This window comes from Chitinophaga rhizophila, assembly GCF_019492185.1.
GTDB lineage: Bacteria > Bacteroidota > Bacteroidia > Chitinophagales > Chitinophagaceae > Chitinophaga > Chitinophaga rhizophila.
The window spans coordinates 1086658-1107539 of the sequence record NZ_JAICCF010000003.1; the positions used below are offsets into that span (position 1 = coordinate 1086658).

General features: G+C 41.7%; 16 protein-coding genes. All 16 read left to right on the top strand.

Annotated features, from left to right (window positions below; all coding sequences use genetic code 11):
* Positions 1 to 652: 652 nt before the first annotated feature.
* The 16 genes from K1Y79_RS19005 (at position 653) to K1Y79_RS19080 (ending at position 20864) form a co-directional block, all read left to right on the top strand.
* Positions 653 to 3154 (top strand): SLBB domain-containing protein, encoded by a 2502-nt coding sequence (locus tag K1Y79_RS19005; RefSeq protein ID WP_220251738.1) that lies wholly within the window; start codon positions 653 to 655, stop codon positions 3152 to 3154.
* 42 nt (positions 3155 to 3196) lie between these two features.
* Positions 3197 to 4282 carry a hypothetical protein gene (locus tag K1Y79_RS19010; RefSeq protein WP_220251739.1) on the top strand — a complete coding sequence of 362 codons (1086 nt, stop codon included), beginning with the start codon at positions 3197 to 3199 and terminating at the stop codon, positions 4280 to 4282.
* Positions 4283 to 4316: 34 nt separating this feature from the next.
* Entirely contained in the window at positions 4317 to 5378 is a 1062-nt protein-coding gene (locus K1Y79_RS19015) for an NAD-dependent epimerase (protein ID WP_220251740.1), read from the top strand.
* Between the two features lie 2 nt (positions 5379 to 5380).
* Complete coding sequence (locus K1Y79_RS19020) at positions 5381 to 6646, top strand: oligosaccharide flippase family protein (RefSeq protein WP_220251741.1); 1266 nt, start codon at positions 5381 to 5383, stop codon at positions 6644 to 6646.
* Positions 6643 to 7689, top strand: a complete 1047-nt coding sequence (locus K1Y79_RS19025) for an ATP-grasp domain-containing protein (RefSeq protein ID WP_220251742.1) — start codon at positions 6643 to 6645, stop codon at positions 7687 to 7689. The genes K1Y79_RS19020 and K1Y79_RS19025 overlap by 4 nt, the downstream gene beginning before the upstream one ends.
* Entirely contained in the window at positions 7673 to 8827 is a 1155-nt protein-coding gene (locus K1Y79_RS29430; RefSeq protein ID WP_220251743.1) for a glycosyltransferase family 4 protein, read from the top strand. Before K1Y79_RS19025 ends, K1Y79_RS29430 begins: the two co-directional genes overlap by 17 nt.
* A 26-nt stretch (positions 8828 to 8853) precedes the next feature.
* Entirely contained in the window at positions 8854 to 10005 is a 1152-nt protein-coding gene (locus K1Y79_RS19035; RefSeq protein WP_220251744.1) for an EpsG family protein, read from the top strand.
* A gap of 13 nt (positions 10006 to 10018) precedes the next feature.
* Entirely contained in the window at positions 10019 to 11008 is a 990-nt protein-coding gene (locus K1Y79_RS19040) for a glycosyltransferase family 2 protein (protein WP_220251745.1), read from the top strand.
* Positions 11009 to 11030: 22 nt separating this feature from the next.
* A complete protein-coding gene (gene wecB, locus K1Y79_RS19045; protein ID WP_220251746.1) occupies positions 11031 to 12161 on the top strand; it encodes a non-hydrolyzing UDP-N-acetylglucosamine 2-epimerase in 1131 nt (376 codons plus the stop codon).
* Between the two features lies 1 nt (position 12162).
* Positions 12163 to 13242 (top strand): glycosyltransferase, encoded by a 1080-nt coding sequence (locus tag K1Y79_RS19050; protein ID WP_220251747.1) that lies wholly within the window; start codon positions 12163 to 12165, stop codon positions 13240 to 13242.
* A 15-nt stretch (positions 13243 to 13257) separates the two neighbouring features.
* Complete coding sequence (locus K1Y79_RS19055) at positions 13258 to 14940, top strand: DUF4091 domain-containing protein (protein WP_220251748.1); 1683 nt, start codon at positions 13258 to 13260, stop codon at positions 14938 to 14940.
* A gap of 23 nt (positions 14941 to 14963) precedes the next feature.
* Positions 14964 to 16151, top strand: coding sequence for a glycosyltransferase (locus K1Y79_RS19060; RefSeq protein ID WP_220251749.1), 1188 nt, complete (start codon positions 14964 to 14966; stop codon positions 16149 to 16151).
* An 86-nt stretch (positions 16152 to 16237) separates the two neighbouring features.
* On the top strand, positions 16238 to 17074 hold the full coding sequence (locus K1Y79_RS19065) for a class I SAM-dependent methyltransferase (protein ID WP_220251750.1): 837 nt from the start codon (positions 16238 to 16240) through the stop codon (positions 17072 to 17074).
* Between the two features lie 10 nt (positions 17075 to 17084).
* Entirely contained in the window at positions 17085 to 18197 is a 1113-nt protein-coding gene (gene gmd / locus K1Y79_RS19070) for a GDP-mannose 4,6-dehydratase (protein ID WP_220251751.1), read from the top strand.
* Between the two features lie 6 nt (positions 18198 to 18203).
* Positions 18204 to 19145, top strand: coding sequence for a GDP-L-fucose synthase (fcl, locus tag K1Y79_RS19075; RefSeq protein WP_220251752.1), 942 nt, complete (start codon positions 18204 to 18206; stop codon positions 19143 to 19145).
* Positions 19146 to 19292: 147 nt separating this feature from the next.
* Complete coding sequence (locus K1Y79_RS19080) at positions 19293 to 20864, top strand: hypothetical protein (RefSeq protein WP_220251753.1); 1572 nt, start codon at positions 19293 to 19295, stop codon at positions 20862 to 20864.
* The last annotated feature ends 18 nt before the right edge of the window (positions 20865 to 20882 follow it).

Sequence of the window (20882 nt, forward strand, 5' to 3'; positions counted from 1 at the left end):
ATCGATGTGTATGATTTTCAATGAAGGAACATTTGTCTCTTATTTTTAATAGCTTTGCTACCCGAAGTTTATAAGGGCAACTGTCGCTTCGCAGGCGAAGCAGTTACGTTAACCAGGAAGGATACAGTTGTGAAAGGGGGTATGCTGGCGCAGTGTTAATGCCGTCAGGGCTGTTATCGTCAAGCATATGATATACCAGAGCAAAAATGGATGTGTCCTGATAAGGGAAGTGATAACGAGGAAAGAGTTAGAATTATTGAGCGCCTTCATAAACAGTTGTAAATGAGCCTTTAGAATGTCAATAATGAGATAATGATACGGAAGGGGACGGAAAAGTCCCCTTTTTTCATAATCACGAATTGGGAAAAATAAAGGTAAAAAGTATATGGTATACGCAGGAAGAGGTGTATATATATCGTGAACTATTCGCAATTGTTGAGCTTTGAGAATTAGGTTTTAGCAAGTGATAATCACTATAAAACAGTATGTCAGGGTATCATATGACAATTATTTAATTGGTTTCCATGATGTTAATATTTATATGTTATTTTTAATAGATTTGCACCGGATTTTTTCCGGGCAAGAAATTTGCTGAGGCGACGAGCTTAGAATCGATATTTTATAATCCGAATATTTGTTATCCAAGAAATTCATGTTGAAAAAAGTATTACTGCTGCAACTGTTATTGTTAGTGATGGGCTATTGTGTACAGGCACAGGTATCTGGCATTTCTCAATCCCAACTTAGTCAGGTGAAGGTTGACAATCTTTCGGATGATCAGATCCGTCAGATCGTTGCGCAGATGAAGAATAATAATGTCAGCTTCTCTGAAATAGATAGCTATGCAGCGCAGAGAGGGATATCTTCTACTGAAACAGCTAAGTTAAAAGCACGTATTCAGCAATTAAATCTGGATAAAGAGCTAACGAGCACACCTGCAAGCGGTGTGTTTGCTGGTGATTCATCCGGTCGTCAATACAATATCTCTAATGGAGACCAGGATACGGCACAATATTATCAGGATAGATATAAGCAGATAAAGAACAGAGAAGACTATGAGCGGGAAATGAAACGCCGTAGAATATTCGGTATGGAACTGTTCAATACGCAGAATCTGACCTTTGAGCCAAACCTTCGTATGGCAACTCCGGCCAATTACAAAATTGCTACTGATGATGAAATCATCATTGATGTATATGGATATTCTGAAGTACAACACTCACTTAAAGTAACTCCGGAAGGTTACATCAGGATACCTTATGTTGGCCCTGTATATGTGAACGGCCTGACAATGACTGAAGCTAAGAACCGTATTACCACACAGCTGAGCACGATATATCCGGGTATCAGGTCTGGAAATACCAACGTACAAGTTTCTTTAGGAAATATCCGCAGTATCAAAGTTATTATGATTGGTGAAGTGGTACGTCCAGGAACCTATACACTTCCTTCCTTAGCAACAGTGGCGAATGCTTTATATGTCTCAGGAGGCCCTAACGAAAATGGTTCACTCAGAAATGTTGAAGTAGTAAGAGGTGGTAAGAAAATTACATCCTTCGACCTGTACGATTTCCTGATGAACGGAGATCTGAAAGGGAATGTTGTATTGCAGGATCAGGATATTGTACGCGTAAGCCCTTACAAGAAAAGAGTGGAACTGTTGGGTGAAGTAAAACGTCCCGCAATATTTGAGGCAAAGGATAACGAAACACTGCAACAGATCATTGACTTTGCAGGTGGTTATACCGATAACTCTTTCAGAGACGTGATCAGAGCTCTGAGAGTTACTAACAAAGCAAGAGAATATGTAAATATACCGGGAGACTCTATCGCCAGCTTCCGCCTGAAATCGGGTGACAGATTCTATATAGACTCAGTAATTAACAGGTATACTAACAGAGTAACTATTTCCGGTGCCGTATTCCATGCCGGAGACTATGCACTTGAGCCAGGCATGACTGTAGCCGATCTGATCAAACGTGCAGACGGTATTCAGGAAATTGCGGCTACTACAAGAGGTATTATCAGAAGGCTACAGGACGATTATACACCTTCCATAATCAACTTCAATGTTCAGGAGGTTATTGCTGGTAAAAGTAATATTCCGTTACAACGTGAAGACAGCGTGATTATCTTCTCAAAACTTGCTATCCGTGAGCAATTCCTTGTGAAGATCGGGGGAGAAGTTAATCAGCCCGGATATTTCAGCTACGCGGACAGTATGCATCTGGAAGATCTGATCATGATGGCAGGTGGCTTAAAAGATGCGGCAAGTCTGAAACATATTGAAATATCCCGCCGTATCCGTACAGGTGGAAACTTTGATTCCAGCGATGTGAGAATGGCGATTACTGAACAATTCGATATTAATTCTGATCTGTCATCCAACACAGCTGCAAGTGCATTTATGTTACAACCATTTGATGAAGTAGTGGTACGCCGCTCACCATCTTATAGTGAACAGGCAAATGTAACCCTGGATGGTGAAGTTGTGTATCCTGGCACTTATGCTATCAATACAAAGAAAGAACGTATATCTGATGTTATCAAACGTGCAGGCGGTCTTCGTCCTGAAGCTTCATCAGAAGGAGCAGTTTTGCTACGCAGAACATACACCAACGCACAGGACAGTTCTTTCCAGCTCAGCAAGTTAGAGGTATTCTACAATAAAGCGCAGGACACTTTTGACGTGGCAAAAACCCGTGCTAGTATAGAGCGTAATGAGCAGTTGCTGGGTATTGAACTGAACACCATTTTGCAGAATCCGGGATCAAAATATGATCTATACCTGGAAGAGGGAGATGTGATCAGAATACCTAAAAAGCTGCAGACAGTACAGTTGTTCGGTGAGGTGTATTTCCCTAAGAAAGTACGTTTTGATAATAATTTCTCTTTCAGAACTTACATACGTGGTGCAGGTGGTTTCACCTCACAGGCACTGAAAAGAAGAAGTTATATCGTCTATGCGAACGGCGAGGTAAAAAGTACCAGGAAGCTATTGTTCTTCAACAGCTATCCTAAAGTAAAGCCGGGTTCAGAAATTTATGTTCCTGCTAAGCCTGAAAGAAAAGGACTGACACCAGCAACAGTAGGTATTGCCAGTGGACTGGCATCCGTTGCGCTTATTATTGTAACGATTCTGGACAGACTGTAATAGCCACAGATCACTATAAAGAAGATAAAAAATATCAAACAGATGCAGCCAGACAATACGTCCCGTAGTAATCAGCAGGGAGAAATCTCAGTTAGAGAGATTTTTTATAAACTGATAGACTGGTGGAAATTTCTATTAAGCAAGTGGTTAATCATTCTTCTTATAGGCATTTTAGGAGGTGGAGTAGGCTTGTTAATGTCTTACATTAAGAAACCTAAGTATGCAGCAGCGCTCACCTTTATTCTTGAAGAAAGCAGCTCTAATCCCCTGGGCGCTTACATGGGTATCGCGAGTCAGTTTGGTATTGATCTTGGTTCAGGTGGTGGAGGGGGAGGAATATTCAGTGATGATAACATCATGGAATTTCTGCAATCAAGGTTAATGGTCGAAAAAGCGTTACTGTCTACTTGTAAGGTTAATAATCGTGAGCTGACATTAGCAGAGCTATATATCGATTTTAATGAGTATCGCAAAGGCTGGCAGAAGATACCTGAGCTGGCTAACCTGCATTTCCCTCCAAATGCAAAACGGGACCAATTCACATTAAAGCAGGATAGCGTACTGGGATCAATCTACGAGCGTATAGTAAAAGGCGAACTGGAAATAGAAAAACCCAACCCTAAAGTGAGCTTCATTGCTGTAAAGACTGTTACAGGAAATGAAATGTTTTCCAAAGTATTCACTGAAACACTGGTAAAGGAAGCCGTGGACTTTTATATCAATACGAAGACCATGCGCAACAAGATCAGTGTAGACAGGTTGCAGGGACAGGCAGACTCAATCGAACATTTGCTCAACAGGCAAACATATTCTGCTGCATCAGTACAAGGCTTCAATATTAACCCAGCCAAACAGGTTGCCGGAGTTACCAGCGAACTTGCTCTTAGAGATAAAGTAATTCTGCAAACGATGTATGCTGAAGTAATCAAGAACCTCGAACTGAGTAAGATCGCCATGACACAGGAAATGCCGGTTATACAGATAGTAGATAAGCCAATATTGCCACTGAAGAAAGAACGACTGGGCAAGGCGAAAGCATTAATAGTTGGTGCATTTCTTTTTGGCTTCCTCACGGTCATATTCCTGATCGGAAGAAGAATCCTCCGTCAGATACTGGATCAGAGATAACCTCAATATATATAACATATCAAGTGAATTTAAAATGAAAATATTAGTTACCGGAGCTGCTGGGTTTATTGGATTTTATGTTGCAAAGAGACTTGCGGAAATGAACTTTGATGTTGTTGGATTGGATAATATCAATGAATACTATGATATCAATCTGAAACATGCACGTTTGGCTGAAGCGGGTATCGATATTAATAAAATCGTCTACAATAAATTAACAGACAATGAAAAGTTCGGAAACTATCGTTTTATCAAATTAAACCTTGATGATCAGGAAAACCTGGCTGCGTTATTCAGTCAGGAGCAATTTGATGTAGTATGTAATCTGGCCGCACAACCAGGAGTACGTTACTCACTGGAAAATCCTTTTGTGTATGTGAATAGCAATGTTGTAGGTTTCATGAATATCCTGGAATGCTGCCGTTATAACAAGGTGAAACATCTTGTATATGCAAGCTCCAGCAGTGTGTACGGGATGAGTAAGAAAGTGCCATTTGAGGAAACTGATAATGTAGATAATCCGGTTAGTCTATATGCAGCGACGAAGAAAGCAAATGAGTTATTTGCACATACCTACAGCCACCTGTATGGACTGAAAACAACTGGATTAAGATTTTTCACTGTATACGGTCCGTGGGGACGTCCTGATATGGCCCCATTCCTGTTTACAAATGCCATTCTGAAAGGTGAACCTATAAAGGTGTTCAACAATGGCGACCTTTCCCGTGACTTTACTTATGTAGATGATGTAGTAGAAGGAGTGATCAGAATCATAACTAGGGAAGAGGTGGAAGAAGTGAAACAAAACTCAGAGAACACGCATAGTGAGTTTTCCGGGCTTTATAAGATATTCAACATTGGTAATTCATCGCCTGTACAACTGATGGATTTTATCCGGTGTATAGAAAAAGCAACGGGTAAAGAAGCTGTATTAAAAATGTTGCCTATGCAACCAGGGGATGTAGTGTCTACCTATGCTGACACAAGTGAGTTGGCTGCTTATGTTAACTATAGACCAGGAACCCCATTGCAGGAAGGTATTGACAGATTTGTTTCCTGGTTCAAAGCCTATACATCGAAAGCTCAGCAGGTATAAATATGAGCGAAAAAACAGACTGGTTTAAAAAGGCTTTTAGTGTGGTAAAGGAGCAGCGAAAGAGTTCGCTGGTGAAAAACTTCTTTTCGCTGTCCATATTACATGGACTTAATATCGTATTGCCATTTATAACATTACCATATGTCCTGCGTGTTGTAGGTGCAGAACACTATGGTATAATTGTAATGGCGAACGCACTATTACTATACTTTGACAAATTCTCAGAATATAGTTTTAATATCTCTGCCACAAGAGACGTTGCTGTGAACAGAGATAACCATGCGGAGCTGTCGAATATCTATAGCAGGGTATTATCTACAAAGTTCATACTATTGTTCTTTTCCGGATTGGTTTTTTTTTCTGTGGTGTTTCTGGTACCAAAGTTCTCAGCATATTGGGGGATATATGCAATCTGTTTTGTTCAGCTGATCGGAACAGCTCTTTTCCCTGAATGGTTTTTCCAGGGGATAGAGCAGATGAAATACATTACCATCATCAATGCTTCTATAAAAATCTTCTTTACTATTTGTGTTTTCTTTTTTATCACATCAAAAGAGGATTATTACTACCTGCCATTATTGAATATGTTAGGCTTTTTGCTGGCAGGCATCTACGGGCAACTAGTCCTGATGATCAAATATAAGCTGCGGTTTTCCTTCCCAGGATTTGCTGTAGTAGGAAATACATTAAGAGCTAACTTTAATATCTTCATTAACCAGTTTGTACCAAATTTATATAATAATTCCACCACATTTATTCTTGGCTTACTAACCAACAATAGTACAGTCGGTATTTACGGAATATCAAAAAACATCGTAGAATATGGTATTGAGGTAATCAGTATTATGTCCCGCGTGTTTTTCCCGCATCTTAACAGGAACTTTCAGTCTTTCGACAAATTTGTAAAATTGATACTCTCAATTGGACTGCTCATCGCAATAGGTTTCTGCGCTTCTTCTTATCTTATAGTATGGATATTGAAGCTGCCGATGATCGGGGTACCAATTATCTGTATCCTTGCGCCTAGTGTCTTCATGTTTGCTATGTATTGTTGTTACGGTACAAACTACTTTATCGTGAAGCGGCAGGATAAATTGGTAATGAAGAATACTATGCTGGCTTCATTTACGGGCTTCCTATTGTCATTTCCGCTTATTCTTTCGCTTGGAGCAATAGGAGCTGCTATCAATCTGACGTTAGCCAGAGGTATACTCGGAATGGGATTATGGAGGAAATATAAAATAGCTACTAAAACTGTAATTGAATGATAGCAATACACTTTGATGACAGGGGACACAGCTTTAGTAAGCGGTGGATTGAATACTGTAATACTCACAATATTCCTTACAAGCTGGTTAATTGCTACAGTAGTGACATCCTTGAGCAAATAAGCGATTGTGATGGTCTTATGTGGCATTGGTATCAAGGGGATATTGTCGCTTTAAGTTTTGCCATACAACTCACAACTGCAATAGAAATGATGGGCAAAAAGGTATTCCCTAACAGCAATACCGGCAGCCATTTTGACGATAAAATCAGCCAGGGATATTTATTTGCTGCGCTTGGCGTTCCTATGGTGCCTTCATATGTATTTTACGAGCAGCAGGAAGCTGAGAAGTGGATCAGAACAACTACTTACCCTAAAGTCTTTAAACTCAAAGGGGGTGCATCATCTGTTAATGTAAAACTGGTAAGAGATGCAGCTGGCGCTTTCAAGCTTATGAGAACGGCATTTGGAAAAGGCTTTCCCTCTTACGACAGAACCGCGCTATTCAAAGATAGCCTGCTCAGGGCTAAGCGAAATCCTGGTATAAATACATTACTCGACGCTGCTAAAGCATTCGCGAGAATATTCATCCGGACTGATCTCGAAAAGAACAGTCCTCGTGAAAGAGGGTATTTGTACTTCCAGGAATTTATCCCGGATAATCAGTATGATACCCGCCTTGTAGTGATAGGTAACAGGTGCTTTGGATTAAGACGCTACAACAGAGAGAATGATTTCAGGGCTTCAGGAAGTGGTAAATTTGACTACGCCAAGGAGTTGTTTGACCCGCGTTGTATAAGTCTGGCGTTTGAAGTATCTGACAAACTTGGTGCGCAGTCAATGGCATACGACTTTATCATGGATAAAGGAAACAATCCCTTGATAGTTGAAATGAGCTACTGCTTTTCTATACCTGCGTATGATCATTGTCCGGGGTATTGGGATAAACACCTGGTATGGCATGAAGGAAACTTTAATGCACAACATTTTATGGTAGAAGACTTTTATAACAGCATTAATAAATCAAGTGGCGCTAACCAATAAAAACATCGTATTTGTACTTGCTTCGACTGAGCTTGGCGGAGCGGAGCGGCAGAGTATTCTGCTCGCCCGCGGACTAAGAGAACAGTGGAAGAGTAATATTTCATTTATCTGCCTGGGCAAAGGTCCCGGCCGTTGTACGGAGTTATTAGAGCAGCATAGGTTTGAGTATACAATTATCAGGAAGTACACCTTGTATAAGTTCCTGCACTTACCTTTTGCCTTACTATCGTTATTGAAGTTTTTACTTGTATTGAAACGCAGGAAAACAGATATCATAATGCCTTATTGTTATGAGTCTAACGTATGGAGCGGCCTGGTGCGTCCCTTTATGAAAAAGGGTGTTGATGTAATCTGGAATCAACGTGATGATGGAAGGGGAATCATGTCAGACAGTATTAACAGAAGAGCAATCTCCAACTGCTCACACTTCATTGCCAATTCTGACGCCGGTGCAGACTACCTGATAAAAGATCTCTTCGTAAGAGAAGAAAAGGTCAGCGTAATTTATAATGGTGTTGAAGAAGTGACTCCTGCCTTGTCCAGACACCAGTGGAGAGAACAACATGGCTTTACAGATACCGGGCTACTGGTTTGTATGCTGGCAAATCTCCATGTGCAGAAAGATCATGAGACGCTGATAAAAGCCTGGGCAAAACTAATGAGCAATTCACCAAACATTGAAGGTGACTATCTCTTGCTGGCAGGCCGGCCACAGGATACGGAAGAAAAGCTCAAACGTATGGTTGCCGAATATGGAATTGAAAATAGTGTTGTGTTTATGGGTGGAGTTAAAGATGTTCATTCGATGCTAGCAGCCATAGACATATCCGTCCTCTGTGCCTTTGAAAAGAGTGAAGGGCTTCCTAATGCAGTGTTAGAATCAATGCTTCATTCATTGCCGGTCCTGGGTAGCGATGTGGCAGCATTACACTGTGCATTGGGAGCTGAAATGAAAGCTTATTTGTCGCCTGTAAGCAATGCGGAAGTGCTTGCTGACAATCTTCAAAAGCTATTCATATCTGCGGCTTTAAGGACAGAGCTAGGCAAGAAGAACAAAGAAAGGCAGCAAAAAGTGTTTTCAGTAGATGCGTTAATCGCTAATAGCGCTAAACTCATCATGAACGTCATTAGGCATTAGTCTATATATGGTATAAAAACAGGTATATGGCCTATGTATTAGTATTCTTATTATTTGCAGTGTTTGGTTGCTACAACCTTACCGAACAGTATAGGCAGAATAAAGAATCGCAGGCATTTATGTATGTGATTGCCTTTATTGTGCTTGTCTGTTTTGCCGGTTTGAGATATCATACTGGTGCCGACTGGCCGAATTACGAATACCATTTCAATTACATTCTGCCTAAAGTTCATAAATTCTTTGAGTTTAAATACACCTACTTTGACCCGGTTGCATTTGAGATGGGATATGTCTATCTGACGTCCATTGTCAAGTCATTGGGTGGTGAAATGACTGCTGTCTTTTTCATAGCTGCGCTGCTTAACATTATCGGCGCATTCCTCTTAATCAGGCAGTTTTCTCCATATCCTTTCGTAGCTATGTTAGGATTCTATTCCTACAACTACATGCAGTACAATTTCGCAGGAGTAAGACAGGCAGTTGCTTTTTTCTTCCTCGCTCTTGCCGTTAAGTATCTGTATACAAGGAATTTTTGGAAGTATACAATGTTCATCATTCTGGGCTATTTCTTCCATTCTTCTATTGTCGTATTCGTCTTTTTATATTTTATACCCTTACAGAAAGAAACCAATATTAAGCTTGTGCTTATAGCCTTGTTTCTGGCGTTTATGATGAACGTCCTGTTCCCAATCAATGAGCTGATTCCAATAATGTCCCGCTTAGGTCTGTTGCCTGAGTTTGTGAATAACAAGCTGCTGTCCTATCTGCATCGTGATGATTATGCCCGGGCACGTGGTTTTGGGATAGGATTTATGCTCAAATTCCTCATCCTGGTTGTTGGCATTAAATACCGGCACTATCTCAGAGAAAACACCCCATACTTTGATTTTGTCTTTAACCTGTTCTGTATGTATTTCTTCATATGGATCATCACGAACAGTTTTGAGGTATTGGTTGCCAGATATAGCCTGTATTTTCAGATCTTCCAGGATATCATACTGTCCTACTTCCTGCTGGTAATACCGGCAAGGAAAGCAATGCGCCTGGTGTTCTTTGCCGTATTGCTGGTTGGTGTGAACTTTTACTTTATGAGCGGCTTGTATAAAGGAAAGGTAAAAGAAGAATACAATCCGTATAAGAACTATTTATTTCATAAGTGGCCTGTTGAGTCAAATTAATTGAGACTGTTTGATGAAAGTAAGTGTAATTATTCCTGCTTATAATGTAGAAAACTATATTAAAGAATGTGTTTTATCTGTGATCGCGCAGACGCTGAAGTCAGTTGAGATCATTGTTGTTAATGACCAGTCTTCAGACGGTACACTGGCCGTACTTGAGAGCATAAAAGCTACTCATCCGGAGGTGGATCTTAAGATAATTACACAGCCTAACCAGGGGCTGAGCGGTGCACGTAATACAGGATTAAAGGCCGCGACCGGTGAATACCTGAGTTTCCTTGACGGAGATGACTGGTTAGAGAAAGAGATGCTTGAAGATCTTTGTAACGCAGCTTCGGCTAATAATGCAGAAGTAGTGATCTGCGATTATACCAAGGTCTATGAAGATCGGGAAGAGGTTCTATCAGGTGGACAAATTCCTGGTAATATATTACACAATAGAAAGGATATCCTCGAAGGCTTCCTCTCAGGCAGAATTGCTATATCTGCCTGTAACAAGTTATTTAAACGCTCCTTTATACAAGGTTGGCAATTCTCCTATCCTGTCGGATACCTGTATGAAGATATTCCTACCGTAATGCTTATCGCTGATGCTTCAACAGTCGTAAAAGTAGATAAGTCGTACTACAAATACAGACAGCGTGGCGGCTCTATCATGAACTCCATCTCGCCTAAAATGATCAATAAAATTGTACTGATCAAGCAGGTGATAGACTATATCAAGCAACATCAGGTACAGGGCTTGGATGAGGTACTGCAGAGCTTTTATCTGAATGCCTATGTACTGCAGCTGGCTAATCAACTTTCCTTACATGGAAGCCACCAGATCAGTCAGCGCAATGAGTATTTCAAGTATATACTGAGACGCGAAGAAACACGCTTCTTCTTCAAAAACTATTTATCTAACAAGTATATAAATACCAGGGACAAAATAGGACTCTTCCTATTGAGACTAAGTCCGGCCCTTTATGCGTTCCTGTATAAGAAGTATAAACAGGCATAAACACTAATTAAGAATTGTACGTATGAACAAGATACTGCTCGTATTCGGGACAAGGCCGGAAGCGATTAAAATGGCACCACTGGTAAAGAAATTCAAAGAAGAGTCTGACCTGTTTGACTGTAAAGTATGTGTCACCGCACAACATCGGGAGATGTTAGATCAGGTGCTGCAATGGTTTGAAATCACACCGGATTATGATCTGAATATTATGCGTCCCGGGCAGGACCTCTACGATATTACTTCTAATGTAATGCTGGGTATGAGAGATGTGCTGAAGGCCTACCAGCCCGATGCCGTGTTAGTACATGGAGATACAACTACCAGCTTTGCTACAGCCCTCGCAGCCTTCTACCAGCAGATTCCTGTAGGGCATATTGAGGCAGGCTTAAGAACATACAATCTGTCAGCGCCGTTCCCTGAAGAACTTAACAGGCAACTAACCGGTCGCCTCGCGCAATGGCATTTTGTACCAACCTCACTGAATAAAAATAACCTGCTGAGTGAAGGTGTTGACGAAAAGACAATCCATCTTACCGGGAATACAGTCATCGACGCTCTATACTGGACTACTGATAAAATAAAACGTCAGGCGTTATCTGCAGGAAATGTGGATGCTAATGTAATCAGTGTGCTGAAAGATCCTTCCATACAGACTATACTTGTTACTGCACATAGAAGGGAAAGTTTCGGACACGGGTTTGTTAACATCTGCGAAGCATTGTCCAAACTAGCCCGTATGCACGAGCATGTAGCTATTATATATCCTGTGCATCCAAATCCGAAGGTGAAAGAACCGGTAGAAAGATATCTGAAAAACATACCTAATATACACCTTATAGAACCGCTGAACTACCAGGATTTTGTATATGTTATGGAAGCAGCGGATATCGTGCTGACAGATTCCGGTGGAGTTCAGGAAGAAGCACCCAGCCTGGGTAAACCTGTACTGGTTATGCGTGATGTAACTGAACGTGTCGAAGCGCTGGAAGGTGGTACCGTCGAACTGGTAGGTACTGATGTAACCAAGATCGTAGACAGGATCAACCACTACCTGACGCCAGAAAATAACTTTATATCAAAAGTGAATCCTTACGGAGATGGCAAAGCCGTAGAACGTATCGTCAGCACATTCAAAGCTCATTTTAATAACTAGTATGATCAAAATTTTACTGATAGATAGTACTTACCCTATCAATACCAGAAACGAACGTATTTTATCTTCTCTCAAAAAACTGTTAGGAGAAGCTGCAGACGTCAGATTACTGGTCTGGAACAGGGATGCATCTGAGGTAGCTGTCTCAGGATTCCATACTTATGTTTATAATGAAGCAGCTGCTTATGGTAACGCATTAGCAAAACTGTTGAAACTGAAGGGCTTTGGAGATTATATACGAAACGTCAATAAAGAATTTAAACCCGACTATATTATCGCTTCCCACTGGGAAGTACTATTACTTGCATCCCGGGTCACAGGTAAAGGCCAGCATCTGATCTATGAGAACCTGGATATGCCCACTGCCGGCAATCCATTGGTACTTAAAGTATTACAAGCCATCGAGCGCCGCTCTTTGAAGAAAACTTCTGCCATTATTCATGCGTCAAGGTTCTATCCTGACAAGTACCGGTTCTTCCCAGGAAAGCAGATACTAGTCGAAAACCGACCTCAACGTGCTGCTGTGACTGCCACAGATGTCCAGACTATAGTAGAAGGCAGACTGAAAGTGGCCTTTATCGGAATACTTCGATATTTTGATGTTTTGAAGAACCTGATAGATGCGGCAGAGAATTTGCCTGTAGACATATTATTTTATGGAGACGGCCCTGATATGGGCAGGCTGAGAGAATATACCACTGGTAAAGAATATGTACAGTTCTTCGGCCGGTATAAATACGAGGAAATCGCTGGCATATACGCCAGTGTTGATCTTATCTGGGCCGTATATCCGTCAGATGACTATAACGTTAAGTATGCTATCTCTAATAAGTTTTTCGAGAGCATGATGTTAAATAAACCCGCTGTATTTGCAGAAAATACAGAATTGGGTAAGATGGTTTTATCGAAAGGTACAGGCTTTGCAGTAAATCCTTACGATAAAACGGCTATCAGAGAATTGTTGCAACATGTGACCAGTGACTTGTCAAGGTTGAATGCCATGAATCAGAATATTGCTGCTTCCGGAGAAAAACTTTACTGGGAAGATGAGGATCAACGTTTGCTGGAGCTGTTTAACTAACTAAATCAATTTGCTATGAAAGCATTCTTTTTGTTGTTATTGGGAAGCCTGACGCTATCAGGCTTACAGGCACAGGACGCAAGTCGTAAGAAAGGTGGTGAAACAGCCATCTTTGTTGACCCGCTTATTAAAGTATTTAAATATTCTACCGATCTTAAGGAAGTTAAGCCCGTAGCAGATGTAGCAAGAGGTGAAAACGCTTCTTTTCAGTTTGTATACCGCTCTGGTAAACAAATTAAGTCATTATCTGCAAAAATAACCAGCCTCAAAGGTGAACGTGGCGGTACTATCAGTAACGGTGCTGTAAAATTTGTAGGCTTTGTAAAACAGGGCCGCTATGCAGAGCACCCGGGCACTGATGCACTGAAATCTAAAGATGGTACCTTTCCGGACCCCTTATTTGAACAGGAAAGTATTGCAGTAAAAGCAGGTGATAACCAGTCCATCTGGCTGACGATACCTATAGCCGACAATCAGCAGGCAGATACTTACCATGGAGAATTACTGGTTACTGCTGTAAGCGCAGATGGCAATCAGCAATCATATAAGAAGAATTTTGATATTACAGTATACCCGGTATCAGTTGCAAAACAGACATTATGGGTCTCTAACTGGGCAGCCTTCCTGAACCCATGGTCACTTCCTCTTAAGAAACCTGCCGCAACCACTATGTACTCCGACGAGTACTGGGCTGCCCTGAAGAAGTTTGCTGACAAACTCACGGAATACCGTCAGAATGTAATCAGGATTGAAATGTTGAAGGTCATCACTTTTACAAAGGGAAACAATGGCCGCTATGATTTCAATTTTGACCGCCTGGATAAAATGATGAACATCTTCATGCAGAGCGGAATTAAACGCTTTGAAGGTGATTTTGTTGCGCAGAAAGTGTCTGACTGGGCCGGACCTTTGGGCTTCATGATGCCTACGGATGCAGGTGCTGCTGTAAGCAGGAAACTGGTTACAGTAGATAAAGATGATAACAATGCCAGGCAGTTCTACAAAGAATATCTGATAGCCCTGTACAATCACCTGAAAGAAAAGAAGTGGGATGATATCGTATTCCTGCATATATCAGATGAACCAACCCAACAGAATCCTAAAGCCTACAGAGATATGCTGGCTTTTGTTAAATCTGTTGTTCCGGATATGAAGACAATTGAGGCCATCAATCAGCCTGTACCTGAAGATGTAGATATACAGGTACCGCTACTGTCTTACTACAGATACGGTAATAGTGCCCGCTTTATCAAACAGCAACAACAGAATAAAGGCGAGATATGGTTCTATGTATGTGTGTCTCCACAATACAATTACCCGAACCGATTCCTGGAAAATCCGCTCATTAAAACACGTTTCCTGCACTGGGCAAACTACAAATTTAACCTGACCGGTTTCCTTCACTGGGGTTTCAATATCTGGAGCGGTAATGCCTATGACTTTTCCACCAGTAACAGCGTAGGCGGCGATGCCTGGGTTGTATACCCTAAAGATGGCAAAATAATCAGTTCCATCAGACTGGAGGCAGAGAGAGACGGTATAGTGGACTATGAGTTACTGCGACTGCTGGAAAAGAAAAATCCTTCCATGGCTAAGCAGATTATTGACGCCACAATGATGGATTTTGATAAATTTAACAGCGATATAGATACCTTTAGAGCTAACAGAAGAAAAATATTAACAGCGCTCTCTAAATAAGAGAGCGTTGTGCATATAACTATATGATAGAACAGAAAAGAAAATGTCTGCTTTTACTTTCGAGAATCCCTTATCCGCCGGTAGGCGGGGATAAGCTGAAAAGCTACCATCTGATCGGTATTCTGAATAAGCATTATGACCTGAATGTTGTGATTATAACAGACGAGAAGGCAGATAATGCAGCGGCTAACGCATTCCTGAAAGAACATACATCCGGATATAAAATCTTCTCTTTTCCCAAACACCGCTTTTACATCAATGCACTGGCAGGTGTACTTGGAAAAGAGCCCTTGCAGGTAGCCTATTATTACTTCCGTGAAGTACAGAAGTATATTGATGGCCTGCTGCCGCACACAGATTTTATCATAGCAAACCTGATCAGGACTGTTAAGTATATAGCAGATTCAGATAAGCCGAGGTTCCTGGATATTGTAGACTCTATCGCTATTAACTATAAGAACGCAATCGATAAGGTATCCTCTGTATTCTGGAAAAGTATCTATAAAGTAGAGACGCCACGTATCTCTGCCATAGAAGAACGGTCTATACGTACCTTCAATGCTACCTTCTTCGTAAACCGGCAGGAATCAGAACACTGGAGCCATGTAGGCAAGGTGCGCTGGATCCCTAATGGCGTAAATCCTAAGTTGTATAATTATCAGCAGACTAATCCAAAATACCGGAATGCCATAGTCTTCTTCGGAAAAATGGACTATCAGCCGAATATCGATGCTGTAACATGGTATCTGAAACATGTACACAGCCTGGTTAATCAGGATATAACGTTTTATATTGTCGGAGTACATCCTGCGCCCGCTGTAAAGAAACTTGCAGAAAAGAACAGGAATGTAGTGGTAACAGGCTTCATAGAAGATCCATACGAAATCATTAACTCTGCACGCGCTGTCATTGCTCCTATGCAGACCGGCGCTGGTATCCAGAACAAAATTCTTGAATCTATGGCTCTAGGAAAGGTAGTTGTGGCTACCTCTCTGGCAGCAAAACCCATCGTAGGTGCAGAAGATGGCGTACACCTGCTGGTAGCTGATGAACCAGCCCGTTTTGCAGCATACCTCAATGCGCTCTGTAAAGATGACAATCCATACCAACCGGTTGCAGATAATGCCCGTACCCTGATGCAGGAATATACCTGGGATCGATATGAGCGCTCTTTGGTACAGCTTATAGAAGAGGAATTGGTAAAGAAATAAGTAAAATAGTACTGCGGCGCTAAGACTAGCGAAATATTCCTATCTTCAGAAGGAATTTGCAAACTACCCATACTTATCTTAACCTCATGGAAGTAGAAGTATTTTTCCAATTGTTTCTCAAAGAGCTGGAGCAGCACAAGGCAATGCAACAGTATTATAAATTTCTGAATGGTGAAAAGAGCTTCAATTTCAGAAAGAACTATTTTGTTCAACGGTTGCAATATATCTATGATACGGTAAGGGAAAGAGGAAATGTTGATCTTAATATATGGGATTGTGGATGTGGCTACGGTACAACATGCCTGTTTCTGGCCATGAACGGATATAAGGTATACGGCAGTACCCTTGAGTTCTACATCGATGAAATTGAAAAAAGAAAATCATACTGGCGGCAGCATGGTAACGTCGATCTTTTCAGATATGATTACAAAAACCTGTTTGAAGAAGCTCCGGTAAAGGAACACTTCGATTTCATCATCGTACAGGATACCTTGCACCATCTCGAACCAATCAATGACGCCCTGTCTATCTTTCAGCATGGCCTCGCACGAAATGGCAAACTGATCGCAATTGAAGAGAATGGAGACAACATCATACAGAGTATGAAGCTGTATAAACTCAGAGGTAATAAACGTATCATCACTATCTGGGATGAGCGCCTTCAGAAGAATATACTGCTGGGTAATGAAAATATCAGAGGTCTTGATTCATGGAGACAGTTATTCACAAAAGCTGCTCTCCCGGTCAATGACCAATCTATTAAGTACATCCGCTACTACCTGCCATTTTATTACAAACAGAAAAATGATGTACAGGTCAGAGAACAGGAACAACAACTTGCTGTAAAAAGCCGGCTCAGAAAAAAGTACTTCTTCTTTGGCCTCAACTTTACAGCCAGTCCGCAACATACTTCTCATTCATAATTCCACCGATATGAAGACAGCCTTAGTTACAGGTATAACCGGTCAGGATGGTGCATACCTCAGCGAATTACTGCTGGAAAAAGGATATAACGTTCACGGTATAAAACGCCGGAGTTCCTTATTCAATACAGATCGCATTGATCATCTCTACCAGAATCCGCAGGATGAGGATGTACGCTTCAGACTTCATTACGGAGATTTAACCGACTCTACTAACCTTATCAGGATTATTCAACAGGTACAACCTGACGAAATATATAACCTTGGCGCAATGAGCCATGTGCAGGTAAGTTTTGAAACACCTGAATACACCGCCAATGCCGACGGTATAGGTACCCTCAGAATACTGGAAGCTATCCGGATATTAGGGCTGACAGCAAAAACAAAGATCTATCAGGCTTCCACCTCAGAACTGTATGGACTGGTACAGGCAGTGCCTCAATCAGAAACCACTCCCTTTTATCCCCGCTCGCCATATGCAGTTGCTAAAATGTATGCTTACTGGATCACGGTCAACTACAGAGAAGCATATAATATGTACGCCTGCAACGGTATCCTGTTTAATCATGAAAGTCCGCTGAGAGGAGAAACCTTTGTTACCCGCAAGATTACCCGTGGGGTAGCCCAGATAGCCCTGGGTATGCAGCAAAAGCTGTATATGGGTAATCTCAATGCTCAACGCGACTGGGGACATGCAAAAGACTATGTGGATGCTATGTGGCGGATATTACAACAGGAAAAAGCGGAAGATTATGTCATCGCTACAGGTATAACAACGCCCGTACGCGATTTCATCAGGATGGCTTTTGCGGAAGCAGGCGTTGAAGTTGAGTTCATAGGTGCCGGCATAGAGGAAAAAGGCATCGTGAAAAGTACTGCTGCTCATGTTACCGCCTTATCTCCCGGTCAGGAAGTTGTCGCTATCGATCCCAGATACTTCAGACCAACAGAAGTAGACCTGCTTATAGGCGACCCTACAAAAGCACAGACTCAACTCGGTTGGCAACCAAAATATAATCTCGCAGCATTAGTGAAAGATATGGTACACGCCGATCTCGAATTGTTCCGCAGAGAAAAACTACTTAAAGAAGCAGGGTTTAAGATACTTAATCAATACGAATAACAGGATATGGAGCAGCAGTCAAAGATATATGTGGCGGGCCACCGGGGAATGGTGGGATCCGCTATCGTAAGAAGGCTACAACAGGATGGATTTAATGAGATTATTACCAGAACCTCTGCGGAGCTGGACCTGCGCGATCAGTCAGCAACAGCTGCCTTTTTCAAAGAAGAACGTCCTGACTACGTATTTCTCGCTGCAGCAAAAGTTGGAGGAATTATTGCTAATAATACGTACCGCGCAGACTTTATTTATGAAAACATGATGATACAAAGTAATGTTATCCATCATGCTTATCTGAATAATGTGAAGAAACTGATGTTCCTCGGTTCGTCCTGCATCTATCCCAAGCTGGCCCCACAGCCACTAAAGGAAGATTATCTGCTTACCGGATTACTGGAACCGACCAATGAACCGTATGCCATCGCCAAAATTGCCGGGATAAAGATGTGCGACGCTTACCGCGCACAGTATGGATGTAACTTTGTGTCCGTGATGCCAACAAATCTATACGGACCTAACGATAATTATGACCTGAACAACTCTCATGTATTGCCTGCTTTGTTGCGCAAGTTTCATGAAGCCAATCAGCATAATGTGGAAGAAGTAGTCGTATGGGGTACAGGTACACCAATGCGAGAGTTCCTGCATGCAGATGATATGGCAGACGCCTGCTTTTACCTCATGCAGCATTATAATGAGGAAGGACTTATAAATATTGGTGTTGGAGAAGATATCAGTATCAAAGACCTTGCGCTGCTGATTAAAAAAATTACCGGTTATGAAGGCCGCCTTGTATTTGATACCACAAAGCCTGATGGTACTCCCCGTAAGTTAATGGACGTGACCAAATTGCAAAATCTTGGCTGGAAAGCTAAAATTGGTCTGGAAGAAGGAATCACCAGCGTCTATAATACGGTCAAAAAACAAGGCATTTTAACCGTCTTTTAATGCATGTTTAATCAATAGTTCATACAGGATCGGAATATGTCAACATTTTTGGTAAATTATGCCATAAATATTCATAATTACAGAATAAAGTACTATTCCAGCTGATCTAATCTCTTATATTTGCAACTGGCAAGCAAATTATTCTTTATGTTCAAGAAATGTATTACCCCTGTGTTTGTTCTGGTTTGCTTAGGAATATCATTAAGCTCTACCGTTCGTGCACAAAGTATCGGCCGTCAGTATTCCCTTGGATTTTATCAGGCAGTATCTGACAGTAATGGCTACCACTCTTCACAAAGAGATTATTCAATTGAGCCTAGCTTTGATCTCCCTAAAGGAGACACGCTCCGTAAGCAAAGCTGGCTTTATCGCAAGTTATTCAGAGAACACCTGGTAGAAGTGAATGGCGATGACTATACCTTCTACGGTAGCATCCTGCCCGATCTGATCGTAGGACGTAGCAATGATAATGGTACTGTATGGATCAACACCCGCGGGGTCGTTGTAGGCGGTACTATCGGAAAAAAGCTCTCCTTCCGCTCAGAGTTTTATGAAAACCAGGCAAAGATGCCTGCTTACCTCGACGCATTCGGACGGCAATACCAGATCGTACCTGGGCAGGGCGAATGGAAACCATTTAACGAAACCAAGTTTGACTACGCCTATGCTTCCGCATTAATCGACTATAAGGCCAGTAAGCACTTCACCTTTCAGTTAGGGTATGACAGGAACTTTATTGGTGATGGTTATCGTTCCATGCTGTTATCTGACGCACCGTTCAACTATCCTTTTCTGAAGATAATTGCCAATGTGGGTCGTATACAGTATACTACCATGTGGGCACAGTTCATTGATATGAAGTATCCAAAAGCGTCTTATGACAATGGATACCGTAAAAAATGGGGTGTATTCAACTACCTTGACTGGAATGTTACCAAGAAATTATCCGTCGGATTATTTGCGTCAGTTATCTGGCAGGATTCCGACTCCACAGGAAAACGTGGTTTCGATGCAAGTTATCTGAACCCAATCGTATTCCTCCGTCCTGTGGAATTTTCTGTTGGCTCTCCCGATAATGCCATCCTGGGTCTGAACCTGAAATACGCTGTATCCCGCAATAGTACTTTCTATGGACAGTTCATTCTGGACGAGTTTAAACTGGAGCAGATCACTAATGGTAATGGTTGGTGGGGTAATAAATATGGTGGCCAGGTAGGTTTCCGCTCCAATAACCTGTTCACAGTTCCTAATCTGAATATCCTGACAGAGGTAAATGCTGCCCGACCATACACTTATTCACAGCGTAATACCCTGAATAACTATGGGCATTATAACCAGTCATTGGCTCATCCGATGGGTGCCAACTTTGTAGAGTGGGTGAACATTGCAGATTACCGCTATAAGCGCCTGTTCCTGCGTGGGCAGATCACAATAGCCAAATATGGCCTCGATACTGCTGGTATCAACTATGGAAAGGATATCAATCAGTCCTACTGGACCCGTGCAAAGGATTATGGCAATAAGATCGGCCAGGGGCTGAAAACCAATTTCTTATATGTACAGGGTACAGCAGCCTACCTGCTGAATCCTAAATATAACCTGCGCCTGGAAGGTAGCGTTACTGCCAGAAGGGAAAGCAACAGTAACTGGACTAAGAACGAGCTGATCTTCCAGATTGGTCTGAGAAGTTCATTCCGCCAGTTGTATTATGATCTTTAATTGTGTATTTATTTCATA

Coding starts and splice junctions, on each gene's coding strand:
- K1Y79_RS19005 (WP_220251738.1), top strand. CDS start 653: ATGTTGAAAAAAGTATTACTGCTGCAACTGTTATTGTTAGTGATGGGC.
- K1Y79_RS19010 (WP_220251739.1), top strand. CDS start 3,197: ATGCAGCCAGACAATACGTCCCGTAGTAATCAGCAGGGAGAAATCTCA.
- K1Y79_RS19015 (WP_220251740.1), top strand. CDS start 4,317: ATGAAAATATTAGTTACCGGAGCTGCTGGGTTTATTGGATTTTATGTT.
- K1Y79_RS19020 (WP_220251741.1), top strand. CDS start 5,381: ATGAGCGAAAAAACAGACTGGTTTAAAAAGGCTTTTAGTGTGGTAAAG.
- K1Y79_RS19025 (WP_220251742.1), top strand. CDS start 6,643: ATGATAGCAATACACTTTGATGACAGGGGACACAGCTTTAGTAAGCGG.
- K1Y79_RS19035 (WP_220251744.1), top strand. CDS start 8,854: ATGGCCTATGTATTAGTATTCTTATTATTTGCAGTGTTTGGTTGCTAC.
- K1Y79_RS19040 (WP_220251745.1), top strand. CDS start 10,019: ATGAAAGTAAGTGTAATTATTCCTGCTTATAATGTAGAAAACTATATT.
- wecB (WP_220251746.1), top strand. CDS start 11,031: ATGAACAAGATACTGCTCGTATTCGGGACAAGGCCGGAAGCGATTAAA.
- K1Y79_RS19050 (WP_220251747.1), top strand. CDS start 12,163: ATGATCAAAATTTTACTGATAGATAGTACTTACCCTATCAATACCAGA.
- K1Y79_RS19055 (WP_220251748.1), top strand. CDS start 13,258: ATGAAAGCATTCTTTTTGTTGTTATTGGGAAGCCTGACGCTATCAGGC.
- K1Y79_RS19060 (WP_220251749.1), top strand. CDS start 14,964: ATGATAGAACAGAAAAGAAAATGTCTGCTTTTACTTTCGAGAATCCCT.
- K1Y79_RS19065 (WP_220251750.1), top strand. CDS start 16,238: ATGGAAGTAGAAGTATTTTTCCAATTGTTTCTCAAAGAGCTGGAGCAG.
- gmd (WP_220251751.1), top strand. CDS start 17,085: ATGAAGACAGCCTTAGTTACAGGTATAACCGGTCAGGATGGTGCATAC.
- fcl (WP_220251752.1), top strand. CDS start 18,204: ATGGAGCAGCAGTCAAAGATATATGTGGCGGGCCACCGGGGAATGGTG.
- K1Y79_RS19080 (WP_220251753.1), top strand. CDS start 19,293: ATGTTCAAGAAATGTATTACCCCTGTGTTTGTTCTGGTTTGCTTAGGA.